The organism is Nitrobacter vulgaris, from assembly GCF_031453995.1.
Taxonomy (GTDB): domain Bacteria; phylum Pseudomonadota; class Alphaproteobacteria; order Rhizobiales; family Xanthobacteraceae; genus Nitrobacter; species Nitrobacter vulgaris.
In genome coordinates, this window is the sequence record NZ_JAVDPZ010000012.1 from 78,034 (window position 1) to 102,819 (window position 24,786).

General features: G+C 60.5%; 31 protein-coding genes. 14 read left to right on the top strand and 17 right to left on the bottom strand.

The window, feature by feature from the left end; translation table 11 throughout:
- Positions 1-110 precede the first annotated feature (110 nt).
- The 4 genes from GGQ85_RS09650 to leuB all read left to right on the top strand — a co-directional run bounded on the left by GGQ85_RS09650 (position 111) and on the right by leuB (position 3,663).
- Entirely contained in the window at positions 111-740 is a 630-nt protein-coding gene (locus GGQ85_RS09650) for a cytochrome b/b6 domain-containing protein (RefSeq protein WP_309774299.1), read from the top strand.
- A 125-nt stretch (positions 741-865) separates the two neighbouring features.
- A complete protein-coding gene (locus GGQ85_RS09655) occupies positions 866-1,651 on the top strand; it encodes a molybdopterin-dependent oxidoreductase (protein WP_309774300.1) in 786 nt (261 codons plus the stop codon).
- Positions 1,652-1,741: 90 nt separating this feature from the next.
- A complete protein-coding gene (locus tag GGQ85_RS09660; protein ID WP_309774301.1) occupies positions 1,742-2,251 on the top strand; it encodes a superoxide dismutase family protein in 510 nt (169 codons plus the stop codon).
- 299 nt (positions 2,252-2,550) lie between these two features.
- The gene (leuB, locus tag GGQ85_RS09665; protein ID WP_309774302.1) at positions 2,551-3,663 is read left to right on the top strand and encodes a 3-isopropylmalate dehydrogenase; all 1,113 of its coding nucleotides are present in this window, start codon (positions 2,551-2,553) and stop codon (positions 3,661-3,663) included.
- A 99-nt stretch (positions 3,664-3,762) separates the two neighbouring features.
- Here leuB and GGQ85_RS09670 read toward each other — a convergent pair whose 3' ends face one another.
- The gene (locus GGQ85_RS09670) at positions 3,763-4,143 is read right to left on the bottom strand and encodes a hypothetical protein (RefSeq protein WP_079448135.1); all 381 of its coding nucleotides are present in this window, start codon (positions 4,141-4,143) and stop codon (positions 3,763-3,765) included.
- 501 nt (positions 4,144-4,644) lie between these two features.
- Here GGQ85_RS09670 and GGQ85_RS09675 point away from each other — a divergent pair.
- On the top strand, positions 4,645-5,679 hold the full coding sequence (locus GGQ85_RS09675) for an aspartate-semialdehyde dehydrogenase (RefSeq protein ID WP_079448057.1): 1,035 nt from the start codon (positions 4,645-4,647) through the stop codon (positions 5,677-5,679).
- A gap of 128 nt (positions 5,680-5,807) precedes the next feature.
- On the opposite strand, the gene leuD is transcribed toward GGQ85_RS09675, so the two are convergent.
- Positions 5,808-6,413 (bottom strand): 3-isopropylmalate dehydratase small subunit, encoded by a 606-nt coding sequence (leuD, locus tag GGQ85_RS09680; RefSeq protein WP_079448056.1) that lies wholly within the window; start codon positions 6,411-6,413, stop codon positions 5,808-5,810.
- A gap of 192 nt (positions 6,414-6,605) precedes the next feature.
- Complete coding sequence (locus GGQ85_RS09685; protein ID WP_079448055.1) at positions 6,606-7,007, bottom strand: metallopeptidase family protein; 402 nt, start codon at positions 7,005-7,007, stop codon at positions 6,606-6,608.
- Between the two features lie 127 nt (positions 7,008-7,134).
- On the opposite strand from GGQ85_RS09685, the gene GGQ85_RS09690 reads away from it, so the two are divergent.
- The 3 genes from GGQ85_RS09690 to GGQ85_RS09700 all read left to right on the top strand — a co-directional run bounded on the left by GGQ85_RS09690 (position 7,135) and on the right by GGQ85_RS09700 (position 8,466).
- Positions 7,135-7,467, top strand: coding sequence for a hypothetical protein (locus tag GGQ85_RS09690; protein WP_079448054.1), 333 nt, complete (start codon positions 7,135-7,137; stop codon positions 7,465-7,467).
- Between the two features lie 214 nt (positions 7,468-7,681).
- Positions 7,682-8,014 carry a hypothetical protein gene (locus GGQ85_RS09695; RefSeq protein WP_309774304.1) on the top strand — a complete coding sequence of 111 codons (333 nt, stop codon included), beginning with the start codon at positions 7,682-7,684 and terminating at the stop codon, positions 8,012-8,014.
- A 140-nt stretch (positions 8,015-8,154) separates the two neighbouring features.
- Positions 8,155-8,466 (top strand): hypothetical protein, encoded by a 312-nt coding sequence (locus GGQ85_RS09700; protein WP_079448052.1) that lies wholly within the window; start codon positions 8,155-8,157, stop codon positions 8,464-8,466.
- A gap of 111 nt (positions 8,467-8,577) precedes the next feature.
- On the opposite strand, the gene GGQ85_RS09705 is transcribed toward GGQ85_RS09700, so the two are convergent.
- On the bottom strand, positions 8,578-8,805 hold the full coding sequence (locus GGQ85_RS09705; protein WP_309774306.1) for a hypothetical protein: 228 nt from the start codon (positions 8,803-8,805) through the stop codon (positions 8,578-8,580).
- Between the two features lie 4 nt (positions 8,806-8,809).
- Here GGQ85_RS09705 and GGQ85_RS09710 point away from each other — a divergent pair, with 4 nt between their 5' ends.
- Positions 8,810-9,187, top strand: coding sequence for a hypothetical protein (locus GGQ85_RS09710; RefSeq protein WP_309774307.1), 378 nt, complete (start codon positions 8,810-8,812; stop codon positions 9,185-9,187).
- Between the two features lie 238 nt (positions 9,188-9,425).
- On the opposite strand, the gene leuC is transcribed toward GGQ85_RS09710, so the two are convergent.
- The 9 genes from leuC to GGQ85_RS09755 all read right to left on the bottom strand — a co-directional run bounded on the left by leuC (position 9,426) and on the right by GGQ85_RS09755 (position 16,876).
- Positions 9,426-10,832 (bottom strand): 3-isopropylmalate dehydratase large subunit, encoded by a 1,407-nt coding sequence (leuC, locus tag GGQ85_RS09715; RefSeq protein WP_309774308.1) that lies wholly within the window; start codon positions 10,830-10,832, stop codon positions 9,426-9,428.
- A 79-nt stretch (positions 10,833-10,911) separates the two neighbouring features.
- The gene (locus tag GGQ85_RS09720) at positions 10,912-11,043 is read right to left on the bottom strand and encodes a hypothetical protein (protein WP_309774309.1); all 132 of its coding nucleotides are present in this window, start codon (positions 11,041-11,043) and stop codon (positions 10,912-10,914) included.
- A 125-nt stretch (positions 11,044-11,168) separates the two neighbouring features.
- The gene (gene rplS / locus GGQ85_RS09725; protein WP_079448048.1) at positions 11,169-11,549 is read right to left on the bottom strand and encodes a 50S ribosomal protein L19; all 381 of its coding nucleotides are present in this window, start codon (positions 11,547-11,549) and stop codon (positions 11,169-11,171) included.
- 224 nt (positions 11,550-11,773) lie between these two features.
- Positions 11,774-12,490 carry a tRNA (guanosine(37)-N1)-methyltransferase TrmD gene (gene trmD / locus GGQ85_RS09730; RefSeq protein WP_309774311.1) on the bottom strand — a complete coding sequence of 239 codons (717 nt, stop codon included), beginning with the start codon at positions 12,488-12,490 and terminating at the stop codon, positions 11,774-11,776.
- A gap of 127 nt (positions 12,491-12,617) precedes the next feature.
- A complete protein-coding gene (rimM, locus tag GGQ85_RS09735; RefSeq protein ID WP_309774312.1) occupies positions 12,618-13,139 on the bottom strand; it encodes a ribosome maturation factor RimM in 522 nt (173 codons plus the stop codon).
- Positions 13,140-13,151: 12 nt separating this feature from the next.
- Positions 13,152-13,484 carry a 30S ribosomal protein S16 gene (rpsP, locus tag GGQ85_RS09740; protein WP_011315978.1) on the bottom strand — a complete coding sequence of 111 codons (333 nt, stop codon included), beginning with the start codon at positions 13,482-13,484 and terminating at the stop codon, positions 13,152-13,154.
- A gap of 78 nt (positions 13,485-13,562) precedes the next feature.
- Positions 13,563-15,098, bottom strand: coding sequence for a signal recognition particle protein (gene ffh, locus GGQ85_RS09745; protein WP_309774313.1), 1,536 nt, complete (start codon positions 15,096-15,098; stop codon positions 13,563-13,565).
- 336 nt (positions 15,099-15,434) lie between these two features.
- Positions 15,435-16,139, bottom strand: coding sequence for an SIMPL domain-containing protein (locus GGQ85_RS09750; protein WP_079448134.1), 705 nt, complete (start codon positions 16,137-16,139; stop codon positions 15,435-15,437).
- Positions 16,140-16,147: 8 nt separating this feature from the next.
- Positions 16,148-16,876, bottom strand: coding sequence for a GyrI-like domain-containing protein (locus GGQ85_RS09755; RefSeq protein WP_309774315.1), 729 nt, complete (start codon positions 16,874-16,876; stop codon positions 16,148-16,150).
- Between the two features lie 282 nt (positions 16,877-17,158).
- On the opposite strand from GGQ85_RS09755, the gene dapF reads away from it, so the two are divergent.
- From dapF to GGQ85_RS09770, 3 genes are all read left to right on the top strand, one after another.
- The gene (dapF, locus tag GGQ85_RS09760; protein WP_079448042.1) at positions 17,159-18,031 is read left to right on the top strand and encodes a diaminopimelate epimerase; all 873 of its coding nucleotides are present in this window, start codon (positions 17,159-17,161) and stop codon (positions 18,029-18,031) included.
- Complete coding sequence (gene mtaB, locus GGQ85_RS09765; RefSeq protein ID WP_309774316.1) at positions 18,031-19,299, top strand: tRNA (N(6)-L-threonylcarbamoyladenosine(37)-C(2))-methylthiotransferase MtaB; 1,269 nt, start codon at positions 18,031-18,033, stop codon at positions 19,297-19,299. Before dapF ends, mtaB begins: the two co-directional genes overlap by 1 nt.
- Before the next feature lie 280 nt (positions 19,300-19,579).
- A complete protein-coding gene (locus tag GGQ85_RS09770; RefSeq protein ID WP_309774317.1) occupies positions 19,580-21,244 on the top strand; it encodes a CHASE domain-containing protein in 1,665 nt (554 codons plus the stop codon).
- Between the two features lie 51 nt (positions 21,245-21,295).
- Here the strand turns inward: GGQ85_RS09770 and GGQ85_RS09775 are convergent, their stop codons facing one another.
- Both GGQ85_RS09775 and GGQ85_RS09780 read right to left on the bottom strand, forming a co-directional pair.
- Positions 21,296-21,841 (bottom strand): sigma-70 family RNA polymerase sigma factor, encoded by a 546-nt coding sequence (locus GGQ85_RS09775; RefSeq protein ID WP_079448039.1) that lies wholly within the window; start codon positions 21,839-21,841, stop codon positions 21,296-21,298.
- Positions 21,841-22,059, bottom strand: a complete 219-nt coding sequence (locus GGQ85_RS09780) for a NepR family anti-sigma factor (RefSeq protein ID WP_079448133.1) — start codon at positions 22,057-22,059, stop codon at positions 21,841-21,843. The genes GGQ85_RS09775 and GGQ85_RS09780 overlap by 1 nt, the downstream gene beginning before the upstream one ends.
- A gap of 238 nt (positions 22,060-22,297) precedes the next feature.
- Here GGQ85_RS09780 and GGQ85_RS09785 point away from each other — a divergent pair, with 238 nt between their 5' ends.
- Complete coding sequence (locus tag GGQ85_RS09785; protein WP_309774318.1) at positions 22,298-23,104, top strand: response regulator; 807 nt, start codon at positions 22,298-22,300, stop codon at positions 23,102-23,104.
- Between the two features lie 213 nt (positions 23,105-23,317).
- Positions 23,318-23,704: a hypothetical protein gene (locus GGQ85_RS09790; RefSeq protein ID WP_079448132.1), complete on the top strand. Its 387-nt coding sequence runs from the start codon at positions 23,318-23,320 to the stop codon at positions 23,702-23,704.
- Positions 23,705-23,741: 37 nt separating this feature from the next.
- On the opposite strand, the gene GGQ85_RS09795 is transcribed toward GGQ85_RS09790, so the two are convergent.
- Positions 23,742-24,179, bottom strand: coding sequence for a hypothetical protein (locus GGQ85_RS09795; RefSeq protein WP_309774319.1), 438 nt, complete (start codon positions 24,177-24,179; stop codon positions 23,742-23,744).
- Between the two features lie 98 nt (positions 24,180-24,277).
- Positions 24,278-24,643, bottom strand: coding sequence for an ElaB/YgaM/YqjD family protein (locus GGQ85_RS09800; RefSeq protein ID WP_079448036.1), 366 nt, complete (start codon positions 24,641-24,643; stop codon positions 24,278-24,280).
- Positions 24,644-24,786: the final 143 nt, after the last annotated feature.

Consider the following 24,786-nt stretch of genomic DNA (forward strand, 5'->3'; position numbering starts at 1 on the left):
GCGGATATCTCGCACGCCGGAGATGATGTGCGGGAATGCTGTCGAGTTCTATCGTAGAATATCTACAGGCTTCCTTACCTGACGGGGCAAGTGAATATCTGGATGGAGCCATGACGAGAATTTCAGCCGATGATCGCCTGGCCGTATCTCAACCCGCCAAGGCGATCCAGCCGGCGTGGGTACGTATTTTTCACTGGATCAATGCCGCGGCGATGATCGTGATGATCCTGTCGGGCTGGCAGATCTACAATGCCTCGCCGCTATTCGATTTCACCTTCTCGCCTTTTGTCACGCTTGGCGGATGGCTCGCGGGCGGACTGCTGTGGCACTTTGCGGCGATGTGGCTGTTAATGGTCAACGGCCTCATCTACCTCGTGCTGGGTTTTGCCACCGGACGCTTTCGTCGCAAGCTGCTGCCGATTACGCCCTCGGGCGTGGCCGCGGATGCCAGGGCTGCGCTGACCGGCAAGCTGCGGCACGACGATCTATCGCGGTATAACCAGGTGCAGAAGCTCCTGTACGTGCTCGTCATCGTCGTCGGGATCGTGGTGGTGCTGTCGGGTCTTGCGATTTGGAAGCCGGTCCAGTTTCAATGGCTGACGGCGTTGTTCGGCGATTATGACCTCGCGCGCTATGTGCATTTCATCTGCATGGAGCTGATTGTGGCCTTTCTAGTCGTACATGTCGCGCTCGCGCTGCTGGTGCCAAAGAGCCTGCGCGCCATGATCATCGGGCGTTAGCGTGTGTTCTGCAAACTTGGATCCCGGTTTTGCGATCAGAATACGCGCAAGTTATTGAATAAGAGCATTTCTTGCGGCTACCCGGAGTCCCGTTAGCCGGAAAATGCTCTAGGAGAATTTGAGCCATGCGCCGTTTCCGTTCGCTTCTGATCCCGGGCGTCGACAAGCAGCTTCTGGTCCAGGACGCCGCGAAATTGCTGCCAGATCCGGCACGCCGCCGCTTCATCTCGGGCGGGGCGAGCCTCGGTGCACTGACGTTCCTGACCGGATGTGAGGTATCCGACAGTTTCTCGGCGGAACGCCTGCTGATTCAGATTTCGAAGTTCAACGACAAGGTGCAAGCCGCGATTTTCAACCCGAACACACTGGCGCCGACCTATACGAAGGCCGACATCACGCGGCCGTTTCCGTTCAACGGCTACTATCCCGAGGCAGAGGCGCCTGATATCGACGGCGAGGACTACAAATTCGAGGTGCGTGGCCTTGTCGACAACAAGAAATCATGGGCGCTCGATGAACTTTATCAGCTGCCGGAAGCCACCCAGATTACGCGGCACGTCTGCGTCGAGGGCTGGAGCGCGATCGGAAGCTGGAGCGGGACGCCGCTGCGCGATTTCCTCAAATTGATCGGCGCTGATACGAGCGCGAAATATTGCTGGTTTCAGTGCGCCGACGTCGACGGCTATAACAGCCCGCTGGACATGGCGACAGCCTTGCATCCGCAGACCCAAATGGCCTTCAAGTTCGACGGAGAAATCCTGCCGCGCAAGTACGGCTATCCGATGAAGATCAGGGTCCCGACCAAGCTCGGATTTAAGAATCCGAAGTATGTGATCGCGATGGAAGTCACCAACGACTACAAGGGCGGCTATTGGGAGGATCAGGGTTACAATTCCTTCAGCGGTCTTTGATGTGACTGGCCGCCGTCGGTAGCTGCTGCTATATAAGGGCGACAGCATCGACGTTTTCCCGAAATCCTGATTCCGCAGCGGAGATTCCCCATGATCGCTCGTGCCCTGTTCGCGACGACGGCTTTTCTTGCCTTGAGCGTGACCGCGGTTTCTGCCAATTCGGCCAAGGCTCTGCTGAAAAACGCCGAAGGCGCTGACGTCGGGAAGGTTGAACTGATGCAGGTCAATGACGGTGTTCTGCTCAAGGTCACTCTGAAAGGCCTGCCGCCCGGCGATCACGCATTCCACATTCACGCGGCCGGCAAATGCGAGGCGCCATTCACGTCGGCAGGGGGGCACTTCAATCCGGATAGCAAGAAGCACGGCATGATGGCGGCGGATGGCCATCACGCCGGAGACCTGCCGAACATCGTCATACCTGCCTCCGGCGAATTAAAGCTCGAAGTGGTCAGTACCGCCATCACACTGGACAAGGATAAGCCGAATTCGGTTCTGAAGCCGGACGGCACGGCCATCGTCGTTCACGCGGCACCCGACGACTACAAGACCGATCCGACCGGCGAGGCCGGGGGCCGCATCGCCTGCGGCGTCATCGAGTAGAACTGCCAAAGATTGCGACTCGCTGTTGGCCGTGGGCGTTTCGCCGCGACGGCTCCGATTCTTGCCGGCCATAGCGATGTTGCGCGCACTGTGACGGCTCCTCACGGCAGAACAATACGGTGCAAAGGCGTCTTGCCAACAGCGCAACACCGTCCTAGCAATCGGCTCAACATGCGATGTCATCATCGGTCTTGCGTCGGGCATCCAGGCCGTCCTGCCTTGCAGGCAGGTGGTTAGCCTGGGTTCGGCGGCAATACACGCTCGCTTTCCCGGTCATGACGAAGTTCTGAGGATTTGTGATGGCGACCTACAAGCTGCTTCTCCTGGCCGGCGACGGCATCGGCCCCGAGGTCATGGGGGAGGTGAAACGGCTGATCGGCTGGCTTGACGCGCAGGGGATTGCCAGGTTCGAGACCGAGGAAGGGTTGGTGGGCGGCGCATCCTACGATGCCGACAAGGTCAGCATCACCGACGCCACCATGGCGAAGGCGCTCGCCGCCGACGCCGTGTTGTTCGGCGCGGTCGGCGGCCCGAAGTGGGATTCGGTGCCCTACGAGGTGCGCCCGGAGGCCGGCCTGTTGCGGCTGCGCAAGGACCTCGCGCTCTATGCCAATCTTCGTCCGGCGATCTGCTATCCGGCGCTCGCGGAGTCTTCGAACCTGAAGCCCGAGGTGGTCGAAGGTCTCGACATCATGATCGTGCGCGAACTGACCGGCGGCGTCTATTTTGGCGAGCCGAAGACCATTACCGATCTCGGCAACGGCCAGAAGCGTGCCGTTGATACGCAAGTCTACGACACCTATGAAATCGAACGTATCGCGCGCGTTGCCTTCGATCTCGCGCGCAAGCGCCGCAATAAGCTGACCTCGATGGAAAAGCGCAACGTCATGAAATCCGGCGTGCTATGGCACGAGGTCGTGACGCAGGTTCACCAGCGCGAATACAAGGACGTCGCGCTGGAGCATCAGCTCGCGGATTCTGGTGGTATGCAACTCGTGCGTTGGCCGAAGCAGTTCGACGTGATCGTCACCGACAACCTGTTCGGCGATATGCTCTCGGACATCGCGGCGATGCTCACCGGCTCGCTCGGCATGTTGCCGTCCGCGTCGCTCGGCGACATCGACCCGACAACCAAAAAGCGCCGCGCACTCTATGAGCCGGTGCACGGTTCCGCGCCCGATATCGCCGGTCAGGGTGCCGCGAATCCGATTGCGATGCTGGCCTCGTTCGGCATGGCGCTGCGTTATTCCTTCGACATGGGGGAACTGGCTGACAAGCTCGACGCCGCGATTGCTGCGGTGCTGGCCAAGGGCCTGCGCACGGCCGATTTGAAGTCCGAAGGTTTGACCGTGGTCAGCACATCCCAGATGGGGGAAGCGGTTGTGAAGGAGCTTCAGGCGCTGCATGCCTGAGCCTTGCTGCTATGTCTAAACAAAGAAACGCCCGGGCTATCCCGGGCATTTTTGCATGTCGTTGCCGCCGGGATGGCTCCCGCACGCGGCGTAGAACGATCAGTAGAGCGGGAATCTGGTCGGATATCCGCCGAGATCGGCCGGCGAACTGAGTGGCTGCCGGTCGATCGGCCGGTTCAGGTTCTCGCGGGCGAACGAGGGATAGCCGACGGCAGGCGGAAAGGCATAGTCGGTGTATTTGCGCTCGCCCGGCAACACCTCGGTGCCCGCATCCAGCCATGAGCGTTTGGAAATGTAGATACGAGTGCGAGGGCCGGACTGGTACGACACGTTGGGGCCGCTCGGGCCGTAGGCGTCGCCGCGGTCGTGCCTTGGCTGGGCACTCGCGCCGAAGGCGCTGAACCCAACGAGGGCGGCCGCCGCAAGCAACAGCGCGATGGTTTTCGCAGCCCCGGTCGCGGTGGAGTATTTCAAGGTCATCACGCCCTCATGAATCCGTGTGATCGCCTTTTTACCGTCCAGCGGCCTCGCGCCACAAGCCCAATCGGGCCACACATTGCGAGAATAATGCCGATCAGGACGAAATGTTGCTTCGAACCCGGTGCGGTCCTGGTTCAACAGTTTCGGAAGTCCGCCTTGAGAACTCGCCGCTGCCTTGAAGTGGATCGCCGCCCGATTGGTCGATGTGATTTAAATTCCTGTTTTCAATGAACTATCGAGCTTCGGCACGGGCGTGTGTCCGTGCACTCGTCCATCGCCCACAAGGTGCGTCCTGTATTGGTGAGCTGATGCCCCGGAACCGTGCGCCCCGGACGGGGAAGCCGCGCTAGCCGGGTGGACTTTGTCAGATGAGCGGTTGAATCGGTCACGTCGGAACGAGGGCCGGCGTTGTCTTAATGACGTTTCTCGCTTAGAAGCGCAGCGTCTTCCCTTGTCTCGCGCCGAGGCGACAAGGGGGTGATTTTCTTCGGAGAGTGAACGATGGGTTACAAAGTCGCGCTGGTCGGAGCGACCGGCAATGTCGGGCGTGAAATGCTCAACATTCTGGACGAGCGGAAATTCCCCGCGGACGAGGTGGTGGCGCTGGCCTCGCGCCGCAGCGTCGGCACCGAAGTCTCCTACGGCGACAAAACCCTGAAAGTCAAAGCGCTGGAAAATCACGATTTCGGCGACACCGATATTTGCCTGATGTCGGCTGGCGGCGCCGTGTCGAAGGAATGGTCGCCCAAGATCGCGGCGGCCGGCGCGGTCGTGATCGACAACTCGTCAACGTGGCGGATGGACCCCGATGTGCCGCTGATCGTGCCCGAGGTCAACGCGGATGCGGTCGCGAGCTTTGCCAAGAAAAACATCATCGCCAATCCGAACTGCTCGACGGCGCAGCTTGTAGTGGCGCTGAAGCCTTTGCACGACAAGGCCGTCATCAGGCGCGTCGTGGTCGCGACCTATCAGTCGGTTTCAGGCGCCGGGAAGGACGGGATGGACGAGCTGTTCGCGCAGACCAAGGCGGTCTACACCGCGAGCGAGCTCGTCGCCAAGAAATTCCCGAAGCGTATCGCCTTCAACGTCATCCCTGAGATCGACGTGTTCATGGAGGACGGCTACACCAAGGAAGAGTGGAAGATGATGGCGGAGACCAAGAAGATTCTTGATCCCAAAATTAGGCTGACCGCGACCTGCGTTCGCGTGCCGGTGTTCATCGGCCACTCGGAAGCGGTCAGCATCGAGTTCGAGAATCCGATCACCGCGGACGAGGCACGCCGCATCCTGCGCAATGCGCCGGGTTGTCTTGTCATCGACAAGCATGAACCCGGTGGCTACGTCACGCCGTATGAATCGGCGGGAGAAGATGCCACTTACATCAGCCGCATCCGCGAGGATGCGACGGTGGAGAACGGTCTGTCGATGTGGGTCGTGTCAGACAACCTGCGCAAGGGCGCGGCGCTCAACGCCATCCAGATCGCCGAGTGCCTGATCAACCGCAAGCTGATCAGCGCCAAGCAGAAAGCCGCCTGACTTCTAAGGCGCTTTTCGGCGAAGCGTTGTTTCGACTGTCGAACGGACGTTCCTCGCTTCTGATTCAATCCGAAGCGAGGCTGTGTCGTGGAACCGGGTGATCGACTCCGTGTTGCCGGCGGAAGCGGTCAGGCCCAGGCGCGCTCGCGTTTCGCCTTCTTCTCGTAGGCGTCGATCGCCGGCTTTTTTTCCATCGTCAGGCCGATGTCGTCGAGACCGTTCAGCAGGCAATGCTTGCGGAACGGGTCGATTTCGAATGTCGCAGTGCCGCCGTCCGGTCCCCGGATTTCCTGCCTGACCAGATCGATGGTCAGCGTCGCGTTGGCGCCGCGTTCGGCGTCATCGAACAGCTTGTCGAGGACGGCTTGCGTCACACGGATCGGCAGGATGCCGTTCTTGAAGCAGTTGTTGTAGAAGATGTCGCCGAACGAGGTGGAGATCACACAGCGGATGCCGAAGTCGAGCAGCGCCCATGGCGCGTGCTCGCGCGACGAGCCGCAGCCGAAATTGTCGCCGGCGACGAGGATTTTGGCGTTGCGATAGGCTGCCTTGTTGAGAACGAAATCCGGATTCTCAGAGCCGTTCTCTTTGTAGCGCTGTTCCGAGAAAAGTCCTTTGCCAAGGCCGGTACGCTTGATGGTCTTCAGGTACTGTTTCGGAATGATCATGTCGGTATCGACATTGATGATCTTCAGCGGCGCCGCGACGCCTTCCAGCGTTGTGAACTTGTCCATGACCGGAGTCCTCGTGAGCAGCCCGTTCTAGCCCGATCCCGGCCTCGATCCAAGGTCCAATCATGCAGGGCTAAAGCATGATCCCGACCCGAAGGGCCGCGCCAGCGCAAAGTGGAAACCGGTTTTCGGTTAAGATCATCCTCAATTAAAAGGATGAGGCCAGAGTCTTGCTCAACGGAGTTGGAGCAGATCCTAGCCTGCCGCCTCCGCCTCGATCGCTTCCATGTCGGCATCGGACAGCCCGAAGTGATGGCCGATTTCGTGAATCAGCACATGAGTGATGATATGGTCGAGCGTTTCATCGTGCTCGGCCCAGTAATCGATGATCGGACGGCGGTAGAGCCAGATCAGATTAGGCAGCCTGGCAACGTCATCCTGGCTCTGGAACGGCAGACCCGTGCCCTGGAACAATCCCAGCAGATCATATTCACTGTCGGCTTTCATCTCGTCCAGCAACTCGTCGGTCGGGAAATCCTCGACGCGGATGATGAGGCCTTCGCACAGGCGCCGGAAGCGCCCGGGCAGGCGCGCAAACACCTCGTGCGCCCTGGTTTCCATGTCAGCCAGCGAGGGGGCTTTGGCGGAGGTCCACATGGCACTTTGTTTAACTCGCGTTTCACCGTGAGAGCAGGGTTTTTTGCGGTCCGGGCCGTCTTGCGGTTGACGCGGTCGCGGCAATCGGAGACCGTTCGCGGGGAGCAGGAGTGATCGGGGCGCAGCCATGGATGTCAGGATGACAGCGGGGGGGCTTGTGACGGGAGCTGCGACGCTGCTGTTGCTGCTGGTGCCGGGGACGTTGCTGTTTATGTACAGCGCTCAGGCTCAAACCACCGCGCGGAGCACGGATCGTGCCGTATCGTCTGACACGTCGGCCCACGCCCGCAAACGGCGACCGCGCGTGCGGATCTATCGCGAGGATGAGCGCGGGGTTTATCCGAGCTATAATCCGGGTTCCGACGCGGTACGCGACTGCACCGCGCATTACGTGCAGGAATTCCGACCGAGCGGGACAGTGATCGTTCCGAGAATGAGCTGTTACTGGCGCCACGGCTGACTCTTCGATCCAAGCGCGGTTTTGCCGGATGGCCGTGAATCGCGGGAATTCGGTAACGCTAACCGCACATACAATGCATGTTTGCCGCGGGTATATTCACGTCGCGTTCACTTCCCCGCTCATAGCCTGTCACTCGCGTCTCGCTCGCGCGTCGCGGCGGCGATGGAATGATCTGCTGACGTCGCGGTTACTTGTTCCACCCACGGAGGTCTAAATGTTTTTGAAGAAAATTTTAGGATTGGCCGCTCTCGGCGCGCTTCTGATTGTCGCGGGTCCCGCGCAGCAGGCGCAGGCGGCGACTCCGGTCAGCCCAGGCATCGCCGTCGGACAAAGCGACGCTGGCAAGCTGACAACCAAGGTGCACCACATCAACGGGCAGCCCCACCATCAGAGCCACCATGGGCGGAACCTACGCCATCGTCAGCAGCATTGGCGGAACCATCATCATCACTATAACCACCATCATCACCATAACCACCATAACCATCACCACCATAACCATCACAATGATAACGATCGTAACATTCTAAACGGTCACCGGTACTGATGATACCGGAGCTTATGGCAAAGCCAGCTCCGTAAATGGTCGAGCAGGCCCGCTATGCGGGCCTGCTTTTTGAAGCGGCGTGGATCTCCTGAGAAAGAGTGTCATAACGACAGTACGCGTCGACCCACGGAGAAATCGCCATGAAAAGATATCTGGGCGTGAGTCTCGCTGCAGCAATCGTTGCGTTGTGTGGCATCGCATTAGTTAAAAGCGCGAAGGCCGCCCCTCGCTTGGGCGCTGTCGCCACGCAGCCGGTGACACCGACCGAGGTTGGCTCGGCTCGGAGCACCCATCGTCCGCACCATGAAAATCGCTACAGGCATCATCGCGCGCGCGTGTACGTACGTGGTCCTTATCGACCTTACTATGGACGGCCAGATTACTACGCGCCGCGAGGACCGGCTCCGTTCTTTCCGTTCGGCTTCGGCTACGGCCTCGATCCGTCCTGGTGAGGTGAGGGCTGCTGTCGCAACTCATCCAAATCGGATCGCATATTTTCTCTGTAGGCTGGAAAAAAGCTGAAATATCCGACGCCAGGTAGTCGGAGTCGGTGTCAATGCCGATCAGATCGGTAACCGCGCTTTCTTCGCCGCATCGTAGATTTCGATACGCAGGATCGGAAAACGTGACTTTAAGTCGGTCGCGGCCTGCTTCGCCTGGGCCAGCGTCTCGAACTGGTTTTTGAAATGCCCATCCACCTGCAGCGTAAAGCCGGCTTCGGGCGGCACGTCGGCACGCAGGACCGGACGGGATACCGGTTTGGTCGTCGTAGCGGCAGGCGTCGGCGGCACAGCCGTGGGCGCCGGAATCGGCGCGGTGATTATGGGAGCCGGTTTCAGCGGCAAGGTCAGAGCATCGCGCGGCGTGGTCACAATCGGCTTCTCAGCTGCACGCGGCGCGGCCTTGCTGCTACTCTTCACGACCTCCACCGGCCTCGCGACTTTGACTTTTGCGGACGCCAGCTTGGCAGGCGTCCTTGTGGGCGTCTTTGCCGATGCCTTCGTATTGCCGGATGGGCGCGACATTTTTTCTGCCTTGCGGGCAGGGGTTTTGGTCTTGGCTGTTTTCATGACGTCGTTACGACTGACGGAATTTTCCGGCGAAGGCAACCCACCAGTTGAGGCAAGCTTGATTCGCCGTCGCATCCTCGTTGATAGCTTGTTCGATCGGTGATCGAGCGGAACTGATCGGAAGGCCCGCCTTGCCAGACGAATGTGCACGGGGTTTCCGGACACCTGTTTCGTTCGACAAAAAGCGACGCGGCACGCTCGCCTCGATCACACGGCTGTGTTGTGCTTCATTGCGGTGTCGAGTGCAAGACCATCGCGCAAACTGCGGCAATAACTTTCTTTCGAGTTATCGATCCCTCCGTCGTCCGGAGCCGGCTTAACACCACTGAGCGAAAGAACGCTCAATGCCATTCGCGGATATCGACGAAATGTCCTGCGATTGCAGCCGCTGCCGCCATTGAGGGCGACACGAGATGTGTGCGGCCCTTGAAACCTTGCCGACCCTCGAAATTGCGATTCGAGGTCGAAGCGCAGCGTTCATCCGGCTTCAGTTTGTCGGGATTCATTGCAAGGCACATCGAGCAGCCAGGTTCGCGCCATTCGAAACCAGCCTTGATGAAGATCTTGTCGAGGCCTTCTGCCTCCGCCTGTTCCTTCACCAATCCTGAACCGGGTACGACCATGGCATTGACGTTGCCGTTGACCGTCCGGCCATCCGCGATCTTCGCAGCGGCGCGCAAGTCTTCGATGCGACCGTTGGTGCAGGAGCCGATGAAGACGCGGTCAAGCTTGATGTCGGTAATTCTCGTGCCAGGGCTCAAGCCCATGTAGTGCAGCGCACGTTCCTTCGAAAGCCGCTTGGCCTCGTCCGCGATGTCGGCGGGGTTCGGCACCTTGCCGGTTACCGCGATCACGTCCTCAGGACTGGTGCCCCAGGTCACGATCGGCGGCAGCCTGGCGGCGTCGAGCCGTATCTCGTGATCGAAATGCGCACCGTCGTCGCTGCGCAGCGTCTCCCAGTATCGCATCGCCGCATCCCAATTGGCGCCCTTCGGCGTTTTCGGCCGGCCTTTCAGGAATTCGTATGCCTTCTCGTCCGGCGCTATGAGGCCGGCGCGCGCACCGCCCTCAATCGACATGTTGCACACCGTCATGCGGCCTTCCATCGACAGCGCGCGCACCGCCTCGCCGGCATACTCCAGTACGTAGCCGGTTCCGCCCGCGGTGCCGATCTCGCCGATGATGGCGAGGATGATGTCCTTGGCGGTGACGCCGTCCGGCAGCTTGCCGTCGACCACTGCGCGCATGTTCTTCGCTTTTTTCTGGATCAGCGTCTGGGTCGCCAGCACATGTTCGACCTCGGAAGTACCGATGCCGTGCGCCAGCGCACCGAACGCGCCGTGGGTCGAAGTGTGGCTGTCCCCGCAGACGATGGTGGTGCCGGGCAGGGTGAAGCCCTGCTCGGGGCCGATCACGTGAACGATGCCCTGTCGCTTGTCGAACTCGTTGTAGTACTCGATGTCGAAATCCCTGGCGTTCTGCGCCAGCGTGGCGATCTGTTCGGCGCTCTCAGGATCGGGATTTGGCTTTGAGCGATCGGTGGTCGGGACGTTGTGATCAACCACCGCGAGCGTCTTCTCCGGCGCATGAACCTTGCGTCCGGCTACGCGCAGGCCTTCAAATGCCTGAGGTGACGTCACTTCATGGACGAGATGACGGTCGATGTAGATCAAACAGGTGCCGTCCTCGGCCTCGTGCACCAGATGATCGTTCCAGATCTTGTCGTACAGGGTTGTCGGTTTGGACATGGACGTAAACCTATTGGAATTCTTTGAGCAGGTCGCGCGAGGAGACGCGCGAGACAATCACCGACGCGAGTGAGCGGCCTCAGGTCGCCGAAGTCGCGAACCGTCCGAAGAAGCGTCCGGGCAAACGGCTGCGGTCGTCGAGCACGATGCGGGCTGTGAACCGGCCGATGTCGCTGCTGATCTGATCCGTAACCATTGTGTCTTTTACCATGGCGGTAGCCGCCGCGACAATCAAACGACCGACAGCGTTCCGGATAGATAGTCGTGCTCGCGGCAATAAAAAAGCGCGGCCGGCGCCGCGCTTTCGGAAACCTTTGGAAGCGAGTCGGCCTGCGCTCAGCTCGTCGCAGCCGCGCGGTCCGTCTTCTTCTCAACAATGCGGGCCGACTTGCCGCGCAGTTTGCGCAGATAGTACAGCTTGGCGCGACGCACCTTGCCGCGGCGCACCACCTTGATGGAGTCGATCATCGGCGACATCACCGGAAACACGCGCTCGACGCCCTCGCCGTAGGAAATCTTGCGGACCGTGAAGCTCTCATTGAGTCCGCCGCCGGAGCGGCCGATGCAGACGCCTTCATAGGCCTGCACGCGGGTCCGCTCGCCTTCCACCACCTTGACGTTGACAATCACGGTGTCGCCGGGGCCGAACTCCGGAATGGTCTTGGTCGCCGACAGCTTGTCGAACTGCTCTTTTTCGAGCTGCTGAATGATGTTCATCGAAATCTCCATCGGCGGCGCGCCCCTCCGGCCGTTTGAGGGGGCTGCGCGGAATTCGTCTGTCCAGTGGCGCGCATTTCGCAAAAGTGGATACCCGGTTTTGCGAAAAGAATACGCACAGCTCAACGAGCTAGAGCATTTTCTAAAGGCAAACCGGATTCCACTTTGCCTGAAAATGCTCGCTGCGCGGATTTGGGCTCCTATACGGCAAAGCGGGCGCGTTGTCACCCGTCTGTCTTGCTTTTTGGCGGATTTTGCCTGTTCCTTGCCGCCCAGAGGTCCGGACGGCGCGCCTCCGTCAAAGCTTCGGCCTTAGCCCTTCGCCAACCGGCCACCTTGGCATGGTCGCCGGACAGCAGAACGTCCGGGATCGGCCGGCCCTCGAAGTCCTGCGGGCGAGTGTACTGGGGATATTCCAGAAGCCCGTGCGAAAAACTTTCATCCTCACCCGATTCCGCCTTGCCCATCACCCCCGGCAAAAGCCGGACGCAAGCGTCGATCAGCGCCATCGCCGCGATTTCCCCTCCCGACAGCACATAATCTCCGATCGACACCTCCTCGAGCCCGCGGGCTTCAATGACCCGCTGGTCCACCCCTTCGAAGCGTCCGCAGACGATCAGCGGCCCGGGACCGGCCGCGAGTTCCATCACCCACGACTGGGTCAATGGCCGACCGCGCGGACTCATCAGAAGGCGCGGTCGGTCCGGCGAGGTCTCCACTGAGTCGATGGCCTTGGCCAGCACGTCGGCACGCAGCACCATACCCGGGCCGCCGCCGGCCGGGGTATCATCGACGCTGCGGTGGCGGTCGGTGGCGGAACTGCGGATGTCGTGGATGTCGAGCGCCCATAAGCGGGTCGTCAGCGCTTTTCCGGCGAGGCTGATGCCGAGCGGTCCCGGAAACATCTCGGGAAACAGGGTCAGGACGGTCGCGCGCCACATGGACTAGCACCAGGAGATAATCACGTAACGGCGTCATACGTGGGCTTGACCCGCGTATCCATCAAACGATGGATCGCCGGATCAAGTCCGGCGATGACGGCAGAATACGAAGCACCCGCCGGGTATGTCACGCCTGATCTGGCTCCTCGCCATCGATCTCGCCGGGCATCTCGATCACCACGCGCCCGCCGGCGATGTCCACGATCGGCACCACGGCATCAGTGAACGGCAGCATCAGGGTCGGACCGTGCGCAAGCGCGATCTCGATGATGTCGCCGGCGCCGAAATTGTGAATGGCTGCGACCGTTCCGATCTTCGTGCCCGCCGCATCAAAGGCGGCGAGACCGACGAGATCGGCGTGGTAAAATTCGCCTTCGTCCGTATCGGGCAGCTTGTCGCGTGCGACGTAGAGTTCAACGCCGTTGAGCCGCTCGGCCTCCTCGCGCGTGGTCACGTCCGTGAGCGTTGCAACGAGGTGATCCTTGGCCGCGCGCGCGTGCGTTACTTCAAGCTGCCGCGCGCCATCTTTCGTCGAGAGCGGGCCGTATTGCGTCACCGACATCGGGTCTTCCGTGAACGTCCACAGCCGCACCTCGCCGCGCAGGCCATGCGCGGCGCCGATCCGGGCGACGCACACGCGCGCCGTCATGCCGCTTCAGCCTCAGGACTTCGCGGCGGCTTCGGCCTGCGCCTTGCGCTCCTTGCGCGGCACGGCCTTCACGGGGTTGTTGCGTGGCGTGCGCTTCTTGACGCCGGCGGCATCAAGGAAACGGGCGACGCGGTCCGACGGCTGCGCGCCCTTGGCGAGCCAGGCCTTGACCTTGTCGAGGTCGAGCTTGAGCCGGTCGGCATTGTCCTTCGGCATCAACGGATTGAAATGGCCGAGCCGTTCGATGAAACGGCCGTCGCGCGGATAACGCGAATCCGCGGCGACGACATGATAAACCGGCCGCTTTTTGGTGCCGGCACGGGCGAGGCGGATCACGACGGGCATAAGGTTCTCCTTTTGAAGTCTGTCTGGTGAGTTTGTTGTGTCGTTATAGCGTTGGCGAAATGTGTGAAGCCGTTCGTCTCATTTCTTCTTCCGGGGGAAGCCGAGACCGGGCAGCGTCGGCTTGCCGGTCAGTCCGGTGAGGCCGGGAAGATTTGGCAGGCCACCGCGCAATCCGGCCGGCAGATCCTTCGGCAATTGCGGCAGGCCATCCGCGCCTTTTGGCATTTTCTCCGCAAGCGCTTTCATCTGCTCGGGACTCGGCATGCCGCCGCCGAAGCCCATGGCCTGCGCGATGCCGGCGAGGGGGCCGCGCTTGCCGGTCCCCATCATCTTCATCATGTCGGCCATGCCGCGATGCATCTTGAGGAGCTTGTTGATCTCCTCGACCTTCTGGCCGGCGCCGGCGGCGATGCGTCGTTTGCGGCTGGCTTTGAGGATTTCGGGATGCTTGCGTTCCTGCCGTGTCATCGAGTCGATCACGGCGACCTGACGCTTGATGATCCTGTCGTCGAGGCCGGCCGCGGCCATCTGGTTTTTCATCTTTGAGACGCCGGGCATCATGCCCATCAGGCCGGAGATGCCGCCCATTTTGGACATCTGCAGCAACTGCTCGCGCATGTCGTTGAGGTCGAACTGGCCCTTGCGCATCCTTTCGGTGGTGCGCGCGGCCTTTTCGGCATCGATGTTGGCGGAAGCCTTTTCGACCAGCGAGACCACGTCGCCCATGCCGAGGATGCGGCCGGCGATACGCGAGGGATGGAAATCCTCCAGCGCGTCGGTCTTTTCGCCGGTGCCGATCAGCTTGATCGGCTTGCCGGTGACTTGACGCATCGACAGCGCGGCGCCGCCGCGGCCATCGCCGTCGACGCGGGTCAGCACGATGCCGGTGAGGCCGACGCGCTCATCGAACGACCGCGCGAGATTGACCGCATCCTGTCCGGTCAGCGAATCCGCGACCAGCAGCACTTCGTGGGGGTGGGCGGCGGTTTTGATGTTCGCCGCCTCCGACATCATCTCGTCATCGAGCGTGGTGCGGCCGGCGGTGTCGAGCAGCACCACATCGTAGCCGCCGAGCTTGCCGGCCTCCAGCGCGCGGCGAGCGATCTGCTCAGGTTTTTGCCCCGCGACGATTGGTAGCGTCTTGATATCGAGATCGCGTCCGAGCACCGCGAGCTGCTCCATCGCCGCCGGACGATAGATGTCGAGCGAGGCCATCAGGACTTTGCGTTTATCCCGCTCGGTCAGCCGCCGCGCCAGTTTAGCGGTCGTGGTGGTCTTGCCCGAGCCTTGCAGGCCGACCATCATGATGATGATCGGCGGCACGGCATTGAGATCGATGGTCTGGCCATCGGAACCGAGCGTGGCGATCAGTTCGTCATGAACGATCTTCACCACCATCTGGCCCGGCGTCACCGATTTAACGACGGTGGCGCCGACCGCCTGTTCGCGGACCCTGTCGGTAAAACTGCGCACCACGTCGAGCGAGACGTCGGCCTCCAGCAGGGCCCGGCGCACCTCGCGCATGGCGGCATCGACATCGGCTTCCGTCAGCGCGCCGCGCCGCGTCAGCCGATCGAGAATGCCGCCGAGCCGTTCCGACAGATTGTCGAACATGCCTGCTTTTCCTTTTTACCTCGCCCTGCTCTTCTGCGGGGAGAGGTCGCCGCGCCTTCGCGGCGGGTAGGGGACCCAGGTACCGCGCTCAACTCGTCCGCGGGATTCGCGGGAGAAAACGCTCACCCCAGAGCTATCGCGTGTTGATTTTTGGCGATCGCCAAAATCAACAGTCATTCCAAAACACAACTACGCCCGAGGGCGCACAGCGCTGTCGGGCGTTGACCTCCGGCCCCTGCGGCCGGTCGGCGGGTCGAAAAGGAAGTCTTTTCGAGAATTCGGGCGGATTTACAGGCACCGGCCTGCCCGAGTCAAGCTGATCGGGCGGGCCACGCCTTATGGCGCCCCCTTGATCTCCCAGGAGACGCCGACCGTCACGCGGAGCGTTTCTTCGCCGGGCGCGATGGCGGCCTCCGCGGCCATCGGCGCCGCAGCACGGCGGTACATCACCGGCACCGCGCTCCCGTGCTCCGCAATGCTGATCGGCCCGCCGAGCGAGACGCCCGCAGCCTTGGCATAGATCTCCGCCTTGCGCCGGGCGTCGACGATCGCCTCGGCCCGCGCGTCGTCGAGCAGCTTCGATGCGTTGGAGACCATGAAATTGATACTGCCGATGTCGTTGGCGCCGGCCGCAGTGACCGCATCGATCACCCCGGCCATTTTGCTGATGTCACGCAGCTTGACGGTGACGCGGTTGGTGGCGCGGTAGCCGGAGAGGACGTTGGATCCCGAGCGATTTTGATTGGTAAATTGTGGCTGCAGCGACAATTGCGAGGTCTGATAGTCTTTTTCGGCGATGCCCGCGCTTTTCAGCGCCGCGAGCACCTTGCCCATGGCGGCATTGTTGGCTTCGAAAGCGTCGCGCGCATTCTTGGCGTCGGTCGTGACCCCTGCCTCGATCTGAGCAAGATCGGGCGGCGCGGAGATTGTGGCCTCGCCGGTTACCGAGATTGCTGGTGGTGGCACATCGGCTTGCGCGGGCACCGAGATCAAAGCGGCGATAGTAGCAGCGGCGATGGCGAGCTGGATCCGGTTCTGCATGACGGTTCTCATTTCAGCGGGACATAGACATCAATGATCAGATTGTCTTCCTCGGTCTTCAATGGATCGGTCTTGTACTCCTCGATGAAGGTGTCCTTGGCCTCAAGCTTCTTGTCGTCGAGGGTATTCGTAATCGCCTCATAGGTGTTGTCCATGTTGTCGTAGGAGCCGCGATGTACGAACTTCAGCGCCTTGCCCTCCGGTGATTTACCCATGCTGACGTTCTTGGGCAGATCCCTGATCTCTTGATCGACGGGGATTTCCGCCAGAAACGAGAAGCCGTTATCGTCCGTTGAGGTATAGACGATCATCATGTTGCCGGCAGGCTTGATGCCCTGCTTGTCGAGAACGGCGGCCAGCGACTTGAACGAATCAATGAGCGTCTCGAATGCGTTTTCCCAGGTGGCGTTGTTGCGCAACGTCAGGACGGTCTTCGGGGCCAGCGTATGTTCTTCGCCGAAAGGATCGGCCGTCTGCACGGGCGCGGTCACCGGCGGCTTCGGGGCTTCGGCGGTCGGATTTTTCGGCGTCTGCACTTCGGCAGGGGGCGGGACCGGCGTGGCCGGTGTCGTCGTTCCGGGTGGGGTAGGTGTGGCTGGTGGAGCCTCTGCGGCCGGCGCAGTCGCGCCGGGAGGTGTCGCGGGCGGCGTCTCGGCCATCACGGCAGAGAGCCCGAACATCAAGGTCGCTGGGATCATTGCGATCGCGAATCGGCAAAAAGGGCGGGGGCGATTCATTGGTAGGGTCTCCCTGGTCGTGCTGGCCGATGTCCGCGAGACCCGGTCCTTAGCCGCTGTTACGGGCTGACTTATTACGATGCTTAACACGCGACGCTGACGTTCATCCCATGACAGAACAAAACAGATATGTCATGCCGCATCGTGGCGGGTGTGGGGCGCCGACACGGATTTGCGTTAGCGATGGCGGTCGTGAGTGACACTGGTCAACCGGCGCGCATTCGCCATATAAAGTCGCGGAAGGCGGATGCCGGAAAATGAACGCCGGAAACTGGAAAACCAATGGGCGCGCTCGCAAATCATGCTTTCAGCAAGATGAATGGGATCGGCAACGAGATCGTCGTTGTCGATCTTCGCGACAGCTCCGCCGCGGTCTCGGCCGAGGAGGCGCGTGCTGTCGCATCACCGGCGGGCGTTCCCTATGATCAATTGATGGTTCTGCAGCCCCCGCGGACATCGGGCACCGAGGCCTTCGTTCGCATCTACAATAATGATGGCTCGGAAGCCAATGCGTGCGGCAACGGCATGCGCTGTGTGGCGCGCCAGATCTTCGAGGCGACAGGTAAGGCCGCGCTGACCTTCGAAACGCGCGCCGGTCTTTTGAACTGCTGGCGAGACTCCGCGCCTGGTCTCTACACCGTCGACATGGGATCGCCAAAATTCGACTGGAGGGACATTCCGCTCGCCGAGGAATTCCGCGATACCCGCTATATCGAGTTACAAATTGGGCCGATCGACGCACCGGTGCTTCATTCGCCGTCCGTGGTTAGCATGGGTAATCCCCACGCGATCTTCTGGGTCGACGACATCGATGTCTACGATCTCGCCCGTTTCGGGCCGCTGCTGGAAAACCATCCGGTCTTTCCCGAGCGCGCCAACATCACGCTGGCGCATATCGTAGATCGCGATCACATCACGATGCGGACCTGGGAGCGGGGCGCGGGCTTGACGAAGGCTTGCGGTTCGGCTGCCTGCGCAACGGCGGTGGCGGCGGTGCGGCTCAAGCGGGCCAATCGCATCGTCCATGTCGCGCTTCCCGGCGGCAGCCTGACCGTCGAATGGCGCGAGCGCGACGATCATGTGCTGATGACCGGTCCGGCCGTATTCGAATATGAAGGTACCTTCGATCCGGCGCTGTTCGCGTCGGTGGCCTAATGTCAGTCGACATCATTACCTTCGGCTGCCGGCTCAACGCCTTCGAATCCGAAGTCATCCGTCGCAACGCGGAAGATGCTGGCCTTGACGAGGTCGTCATCATCAACAGTTGCGCTGTGACCAACGAGGCAGTGGCGCAAACACGGCAATCTATCCGCCGCTTGAGGCGCGAGCGACCTTCGGCGCGCATCGTCGTCACCGGATGCGCCGCGCAGATAGAGCCGGCGATGTTCGCGCAGATGGCCGAGGTCGATCGCGTGATTGGCAACGATGACAAAATGCGGAGTGAGGCGTGGCGTGCCGCACAGGTCGCATTAGCCGCGCCTGATGTGGAAATCACGGCCGAGAAGAAAATCGCGGTGGCCGATATCATGGCGGTGACCGAGATGGCGCCGCATCTCGTCGATGGCTTTCAAGGCGGACTGCCGCGCGCTTTTGTGCAGGTACAGAACGGCTGCGATCATCGTTGCACCTTCTGCATCATTCCCTTCGGACGCGGCAATTCCCGCTCGGTGCCGATGGACGCGGTCGTCGATCAGGTCCGCGCGTTCGTCGAGGCCGGTCACGCCGAGATCGTGTTGACCGGTGTCGACCTCACAAGTTATGGCGCCGATCTTCCGAGCGGAACGCGGCTGGGCGGGCTGGTAAAACAGATCCTGCGACACGTGCCGGAGATCAGGCGGCTCCGAATCTCGTCGATCGATTCGATCGAGGCGGATCGCGATTTGCTGGATGTCATCGCGAACGAGGAGCGGTTGATGCCGCATTTGCATCTCTCGCTGCAATCCGGAGACGACATGATCCTGAAGCGGATGAAGCGGCGGCATTCGCGCCGCGATGCCATCGATTTCTGCGCGCAGGTGCGGCGGCTGAGGCCGGAAGTCGCCTTCGGTGCCGACATCATCGCCGGCTTTCCGACTGAGACCGACGACATGTTCGCGCGGTCGCTGGACCTCGTTGCCGAATGTGATCTCACCTTCCTGCATGTGTTTCCATATTCGTCGCGGCCGGGGACGCCTGCGGCACGGATGCCGCCGGTCGCGGCCGAGGTGATCAGGGATCGCGCCAGGCAGTTGCGGGCGGCGGCGAGCGCGGCGCTGCGGCGGCGGCTCGCGGCGGAGGTCGGCGCGACGCGCCGAGTGCTGATCGAAAGCGCCATCCAAGGCCGTACCGAGCATTTTCTGCCGGTCGCAATTGTGGGAGCCGAGCCCGGCACCGTGCAAATGATGAGATTTTCAGGGCACGATGGTACTCGGCTGCTGCCTTGATCTTGTTTCCCCCGAAAACGATTTGGATCACTGAGCCTCGCGCCTCCCGGAGAGGCGCATCGCCACAGACGAATGAGGGCGAACGGACCTTTCATCATAGTGAGTAGAACGGTCGGCTGGCCGGATTCCGTTAACGATCGTTCCCGGCTTTTGCAACTGGAGGCGGAACCATGCTGGCGCGGCACGATTGATGTGATGCATCGTCAGGGCGGGACGCTGCTGTTAATGGTGAGACCGGCCAATGTTGCGAATGGTTATTTCCTGATCTCCGGGTAGGCGCGTGGTTCGGCTAGGTTTCGTCATTGGGTTCGTCGCCGTCATCGGAATTTTTCTTTCCGGTCTTGCGGCATGGCGGGCTCATGATCAGGAGTTGGCGATCGACAACATTGCGCTGTCGCGCGCGATCGATGTCCACGCCAGTCTGGTTCAGGAGCGTCTCATCGAACGAGAGCTTTTGGCGCGTGTCGCCTCGGGGCTGTTCCGGTCGCCATCCGCGGTGCAGGCCAACATGCTCCACCCATTGCGTGCTTCGATCTATGCCTTCAAGACTGATTTTGTCATTGCCTGGTGGGTCGCATGTCTTGAGCCGAATGAATTTCCGCAGGCTCATGATGTCCTGGCGGCGGCTGGATTTCCAGATTCCCAAATCCGGAGTTTTGACGACACCCCGCGCGATCTGCGGTCGCTCGACAAACCGATCGACGTAATAATGGATGTCGAACCCCAAGACGCGCAAACCACCGGCTTCTTAGGCCGCTCGCTCGATCAGCATCCGATCTTGGGGCCGATGTTCGCCCGAGCAATGCAAACCAAGACTTCCGTCGTATCGGATCCGCTCAATCTGATGGGGCGGAACGGGCCGATCGGGCTGGTCATCGCAACACCGGTTTTCCAGGAGGAAAGCGAGACAGCCGCCGGCTTTGTTACGTTCTCCTATAAACTGGCATCCTTGATGTTGACGAATGATGAGCTGTCGCTATTTTCCGTCGTCCTGAAAGATCCGCGCAACCCGGGCTCGGAATTGATTGCCGACGATAGCGGCAATGTCACCTCGCGTCTCGGGTGGGGGGCTAATCCCGTTCCGATGGTGCTCCGGACGGTGACCTTCGGCGGCAGGGACTGGTCGCTTGGCTATTACCCGAAAGTGAATGCCATGCACCGCGCGCAAAAACTGGCCGCGGTGGTGGCCGCGATCGGTCTTGCGTTGACAAGCATCATTTGCGGACTGTTCGGATATGTCGCCTATAATAATTTGCGGTTGAGCCGGGAGATTCAGGTTCGGATCGGCTTCGAGCGGCGATTGACTGCCGTCATCGATGAACTCAATCACCGTGTCAAAAACATTCTCGCAGTGATTCAATCGATCGTCACGCGTACGCTGCGGCACGGGTCCGACATCGAAGTCGCCCGAGAATTGCTGATTGGCCGGATCCATGCCATGTCCAATGTGGTTTCGCTGCTTAGCGAGAGCCAGTGGCAGGGCGTCAAACTGAGGGGATTGTTCGAGGCTCGCGCCATCCCTCACGTCGACCGCATCGCGATCCATGGTCCTGATATCACGGTCAGCGCGCGGGCGGCTCAGAGTCTCTCATTGCTGTTCTTCGAGCTGGCATCGCATTCCGACGAGGGACTCTCGCTGGTCGGCAAGCATCCGAATATTGTGGTGCATTGGGGGATCGAGGGCGAGGCCGACGAGGCGCTGTTTCATTTTCGGTGGGAAGAATTCAACACCAGTGCGGCGACAAGACGCGAGGATAGCGATTTTGGCATCATTCTGCTGGATCGCGTTGCGCCGGAGGCGCTGGGCGGCGTCTCCAAGCGGTACTTTACCGAGGTGAGCTATGTCTATGAACTCGCCGCTCCCATGGACACCGTCGTCGATTTGACCGAGCGAGATCGTACGATGCAGATTTCGAACCCAGCAAGTCCGACAAGCTCCGAATGAGCGGCGACCGCCGCCACTACCGCTCTCGGCCATTTGGATGCGCGGCGAGAATTATCGGCCGTTGCCGATTACGGCCCTGACGGTGTCGTCGGGTCCAAAATCCTCCGTGCCCTCGACATAAAGCAGGGCGCTCAGCTTCGATCGCGCGCGGTTGACGCGACTCTTGATGGTGCCGACTGCGCATCCGCAGATCTTCGCGGCATCCTCGTAGGAAAATCCTGAAGCCCCCACGAGGATCAAAGCCTCTCGCTGGTCCTGCGGCAATTTATCTAGCGCCGCCCTAAATTCTTCGAACTCCAGGTGAGCATTCTGGCTTGGCTGCGATTTCAGCGTTTTCGCATAGTTGCCATCTGAATCCTCGACCTCCCGCCGCCGCTTGCGATAGTCGGAGCGGAACAGGTTGCGAAGGATCGTGAACAGCCATGCCGGAAGGTTCGATCCTGGCTGAAATGAATCGATATTAGCAAGTGCGCGGAGCAGCGTTTCCTGCACGAGGTCGTCGGCTCGATCGCCATTTCCGCTTAACGAAATCGCAAAAGCGCGTAAGTTCGGCACCGATGCCAGAATTTCCTCGCGTAATGAATCTGTGAGAGGCATTAGTCCCTCCCGTCATTTTTTGCATCGAGATCGCCCGTTGGGGTTATGTGTGGTTTCCCGGGCTCAGATGCATCGAGCTTTCGAATTAATTCGGCAAACCGGTCGGGAACACCCTGCCTCACGACGTCGTCATACATGGCGCGAAGCTGATGGCCGATTCGGGATTGAATCTCGGCGTTGAGGCCGTCTTTGGCGGGTGATGGCTTTGAATCTTTCATGACTTCGCGCCCGAGTTTCAAGATATTGATAATACTGGAAATTCCTGTATTTCGCGCCGCTTCCACGGACCTCGTATGAAAGCCTAATTCAATGATGATGCGAAAGTTCCGGGTCCGGGGAACTTTTGTGATGCTCGGGAGTAAATAGGCGAGGGGGGCCGGGATGCGGCGTTTGCAGTGCTTACGCCGGACGGTTTGTGGTCCCGAGCATGAGTTATCTCGAGAAGGATGGACGGGAATGTTTCGATCACAGGTCGTTGCTGAACATTTGCCGCTTTTGCGCCGTTATGCACGCGCCCTGACAGGAAGCCAGGCGTCTGGCGACGCCTATGTCGGCGCCATGTTAGAGGCGCTGCTTCAGGATCCGACGCTGCTTAACGAACAGCACGGGCCGCGCGCCGGCCTGTTCCGACTGTTCACACGCATCTGGAACTCAGTCTCGATCAACGGAGGCGCCGACGAGGTGCCGACGCTCGCGCCGACAGAGCGCCGGTTGACGAATATCACCCCGCTTCCCCGTCAGGCTTTCCTGCTGCTGTCGCTGGAAGGTTTTTCGGAGGAAGAGGCTGCGTTTGTTCTGGAGGTCGACGTCGCTGAAGTCCGCAAGCTGAGTGGTATCGCCGGCCGCGAAATGGCGGCGGAAATCGCAACGGACGTCCTCATTATCGAGGACGAGACGTTTATTGCGATGGATCTGGAAAGTCTTGTCAAAAATCTAGGACACCGTGTGATCGGTGTTGCACGTACCCACGCCGATGCGATCGCCCTCGCCAAGACCAAGGAGCCGGGCCTCATTCTGGCCGATATTCAACTCGCTGACGGCAGTTCGGGATTGGACGCTGTCAACGAACTTTTGCGCGTGGTCGAGGTGCCCGTTGTCTTCATAACAGCCTATCCCGAACGCTTTCTGACCGGAGAGCGGCCCGAACCGGCGTTCCTCATCTCGAAACCGTTCCAACCTGCCATGGTTTCGGCAGTAGCCAGTCAGGCGCTGTTCTTCCAGCGGAATTCGCGCAATCGCGAGCCTCGTGCCGCTGCGTCGTGACGTGGTAACAACCACGGAAGGACGCGGCTGATTTATCACGACATCGTATCGCCGGTCGATCCGAAGAACCGGCGGTCAAGGCAACGCGGGTGCTGACAAGCGTTCCGCCCCTGCTTTTTTCTCAAAACATCAGTGAACGAAGTCTGCCGACCGGCGTTGTTGCTGGCGGTTCAGATCCGCGAGCGCGATAGCTTGAGGAAAGAGGCGACAACGATGTTTCAGACATCCGCAGGATTTCTCGCCGGTCTGGCGGCGACCCTGTCATTGGGCGCGGTGCATCTTGAGTCAGGCCATCAGGCGGCCAGCCCCGACGCGAATGCCGCGGTCTATCGAGCCGTCAAGTCCGATCTCGGCATTGTCCCATCTCCACACGCCATCGGCCGCACCATTTCCATTAGGATGGAAAGCCTGCCGCGTATGTCAATCGTATTCCGGATTCCGAGAAGTCCTGGTCGGGAAGTGAACGATCACACGACCACGAAGCAAGATTCGCATCACGCGCCCGCGATGCAAGTCAAGCGAACGATCGCATGCGAACCGGTGGTGAGTATGCTGACGGACGTGGCAAAACAGCTTCAACCGGGTCGCTGCGTGACATGAGGGGTAGTCGTCAGAAACTCAGTTTCCTGGGCGAACACTACTCCCCGTTATCAGTCCCGTCATCGCGGTGACGTCCCCGAGCGAACAGCCCGAGCGCCAGGCCGCCGACGGCCAGGATCGGAATCAGCTTCTTCACGCCGACTGCGCGCGCCAGCTGGAGTCCCGCCGCCACGACCATCGGGTCGGCGAGAAAGTTCTGCGTCGCGGCTTTAGCTTGCTGTGCCGCTCGTTTCTTGGCGGCCTTTCGTCGAATCACTAACGTTACGACTGCGATCAAAGTGATCAGCGAGAAAATCGCTGCCCCGCTCAGACACGCTTCGATCAAGCCGTAGTTTTGATAAACAAAGACAAACGCGGCTGCGCAAAGGAACACGATCGTGACAAAGGCCGCAAACGCAGCCACCAGGGCCAGGCACGTCAGCCGCATAGCACTGCCTGCGCTTTCCTTGAAGTCATCGATTGTCCGCTGAAACATTCAACGCCTCATCTGAAACGAAATTATCTATTGAAACCATTGGCGCGATCGGCCGGGTGCGGGCCGATCGGCAGAATTTGATGGATACGTCTAGACGGTCATCGACGCCACGTGACGCCGATCAGAAATCCCAGACCCACTGCGAGGCCCACTGTCGCGAGGGGGCGCTGCTGGATGGCCTCTTCCAGGGTGTCCTCGATGGTCGTGACGGCGCTTTGCGCAGCGTCAAGGGCTGCATTGCCGCGATCGGAGACTTCGGAGAGAACGGAATCGACATTCGCTCTCGCCTGCCTATACCCACGGCGGGCCTGCTTCTTGGCGGAGCCGGTCAGCGTATTGAGCGCGTCCGAGACTTGATCAGCCAATGCAGTGATCTCGTTCTTTACGGCTGATAAGTCTTTCTCGAGCCTGTCGTAGGTCGCTTTGTCGGTCAGGTTTTTTATCACATCGCCATCGCTCGCCATCCAACGCTCCTGAAAACTGAGGAATATGAACCCCAACGTGCTGTTGCGGCTAAAGTTCCGCGACGAGGCTGGCGGTCATGGGCAACGGATCGGGCGAGGTTTTGTTAGGAAAGTCTGACCTTAACGGCGTTCCGACTCCAGCC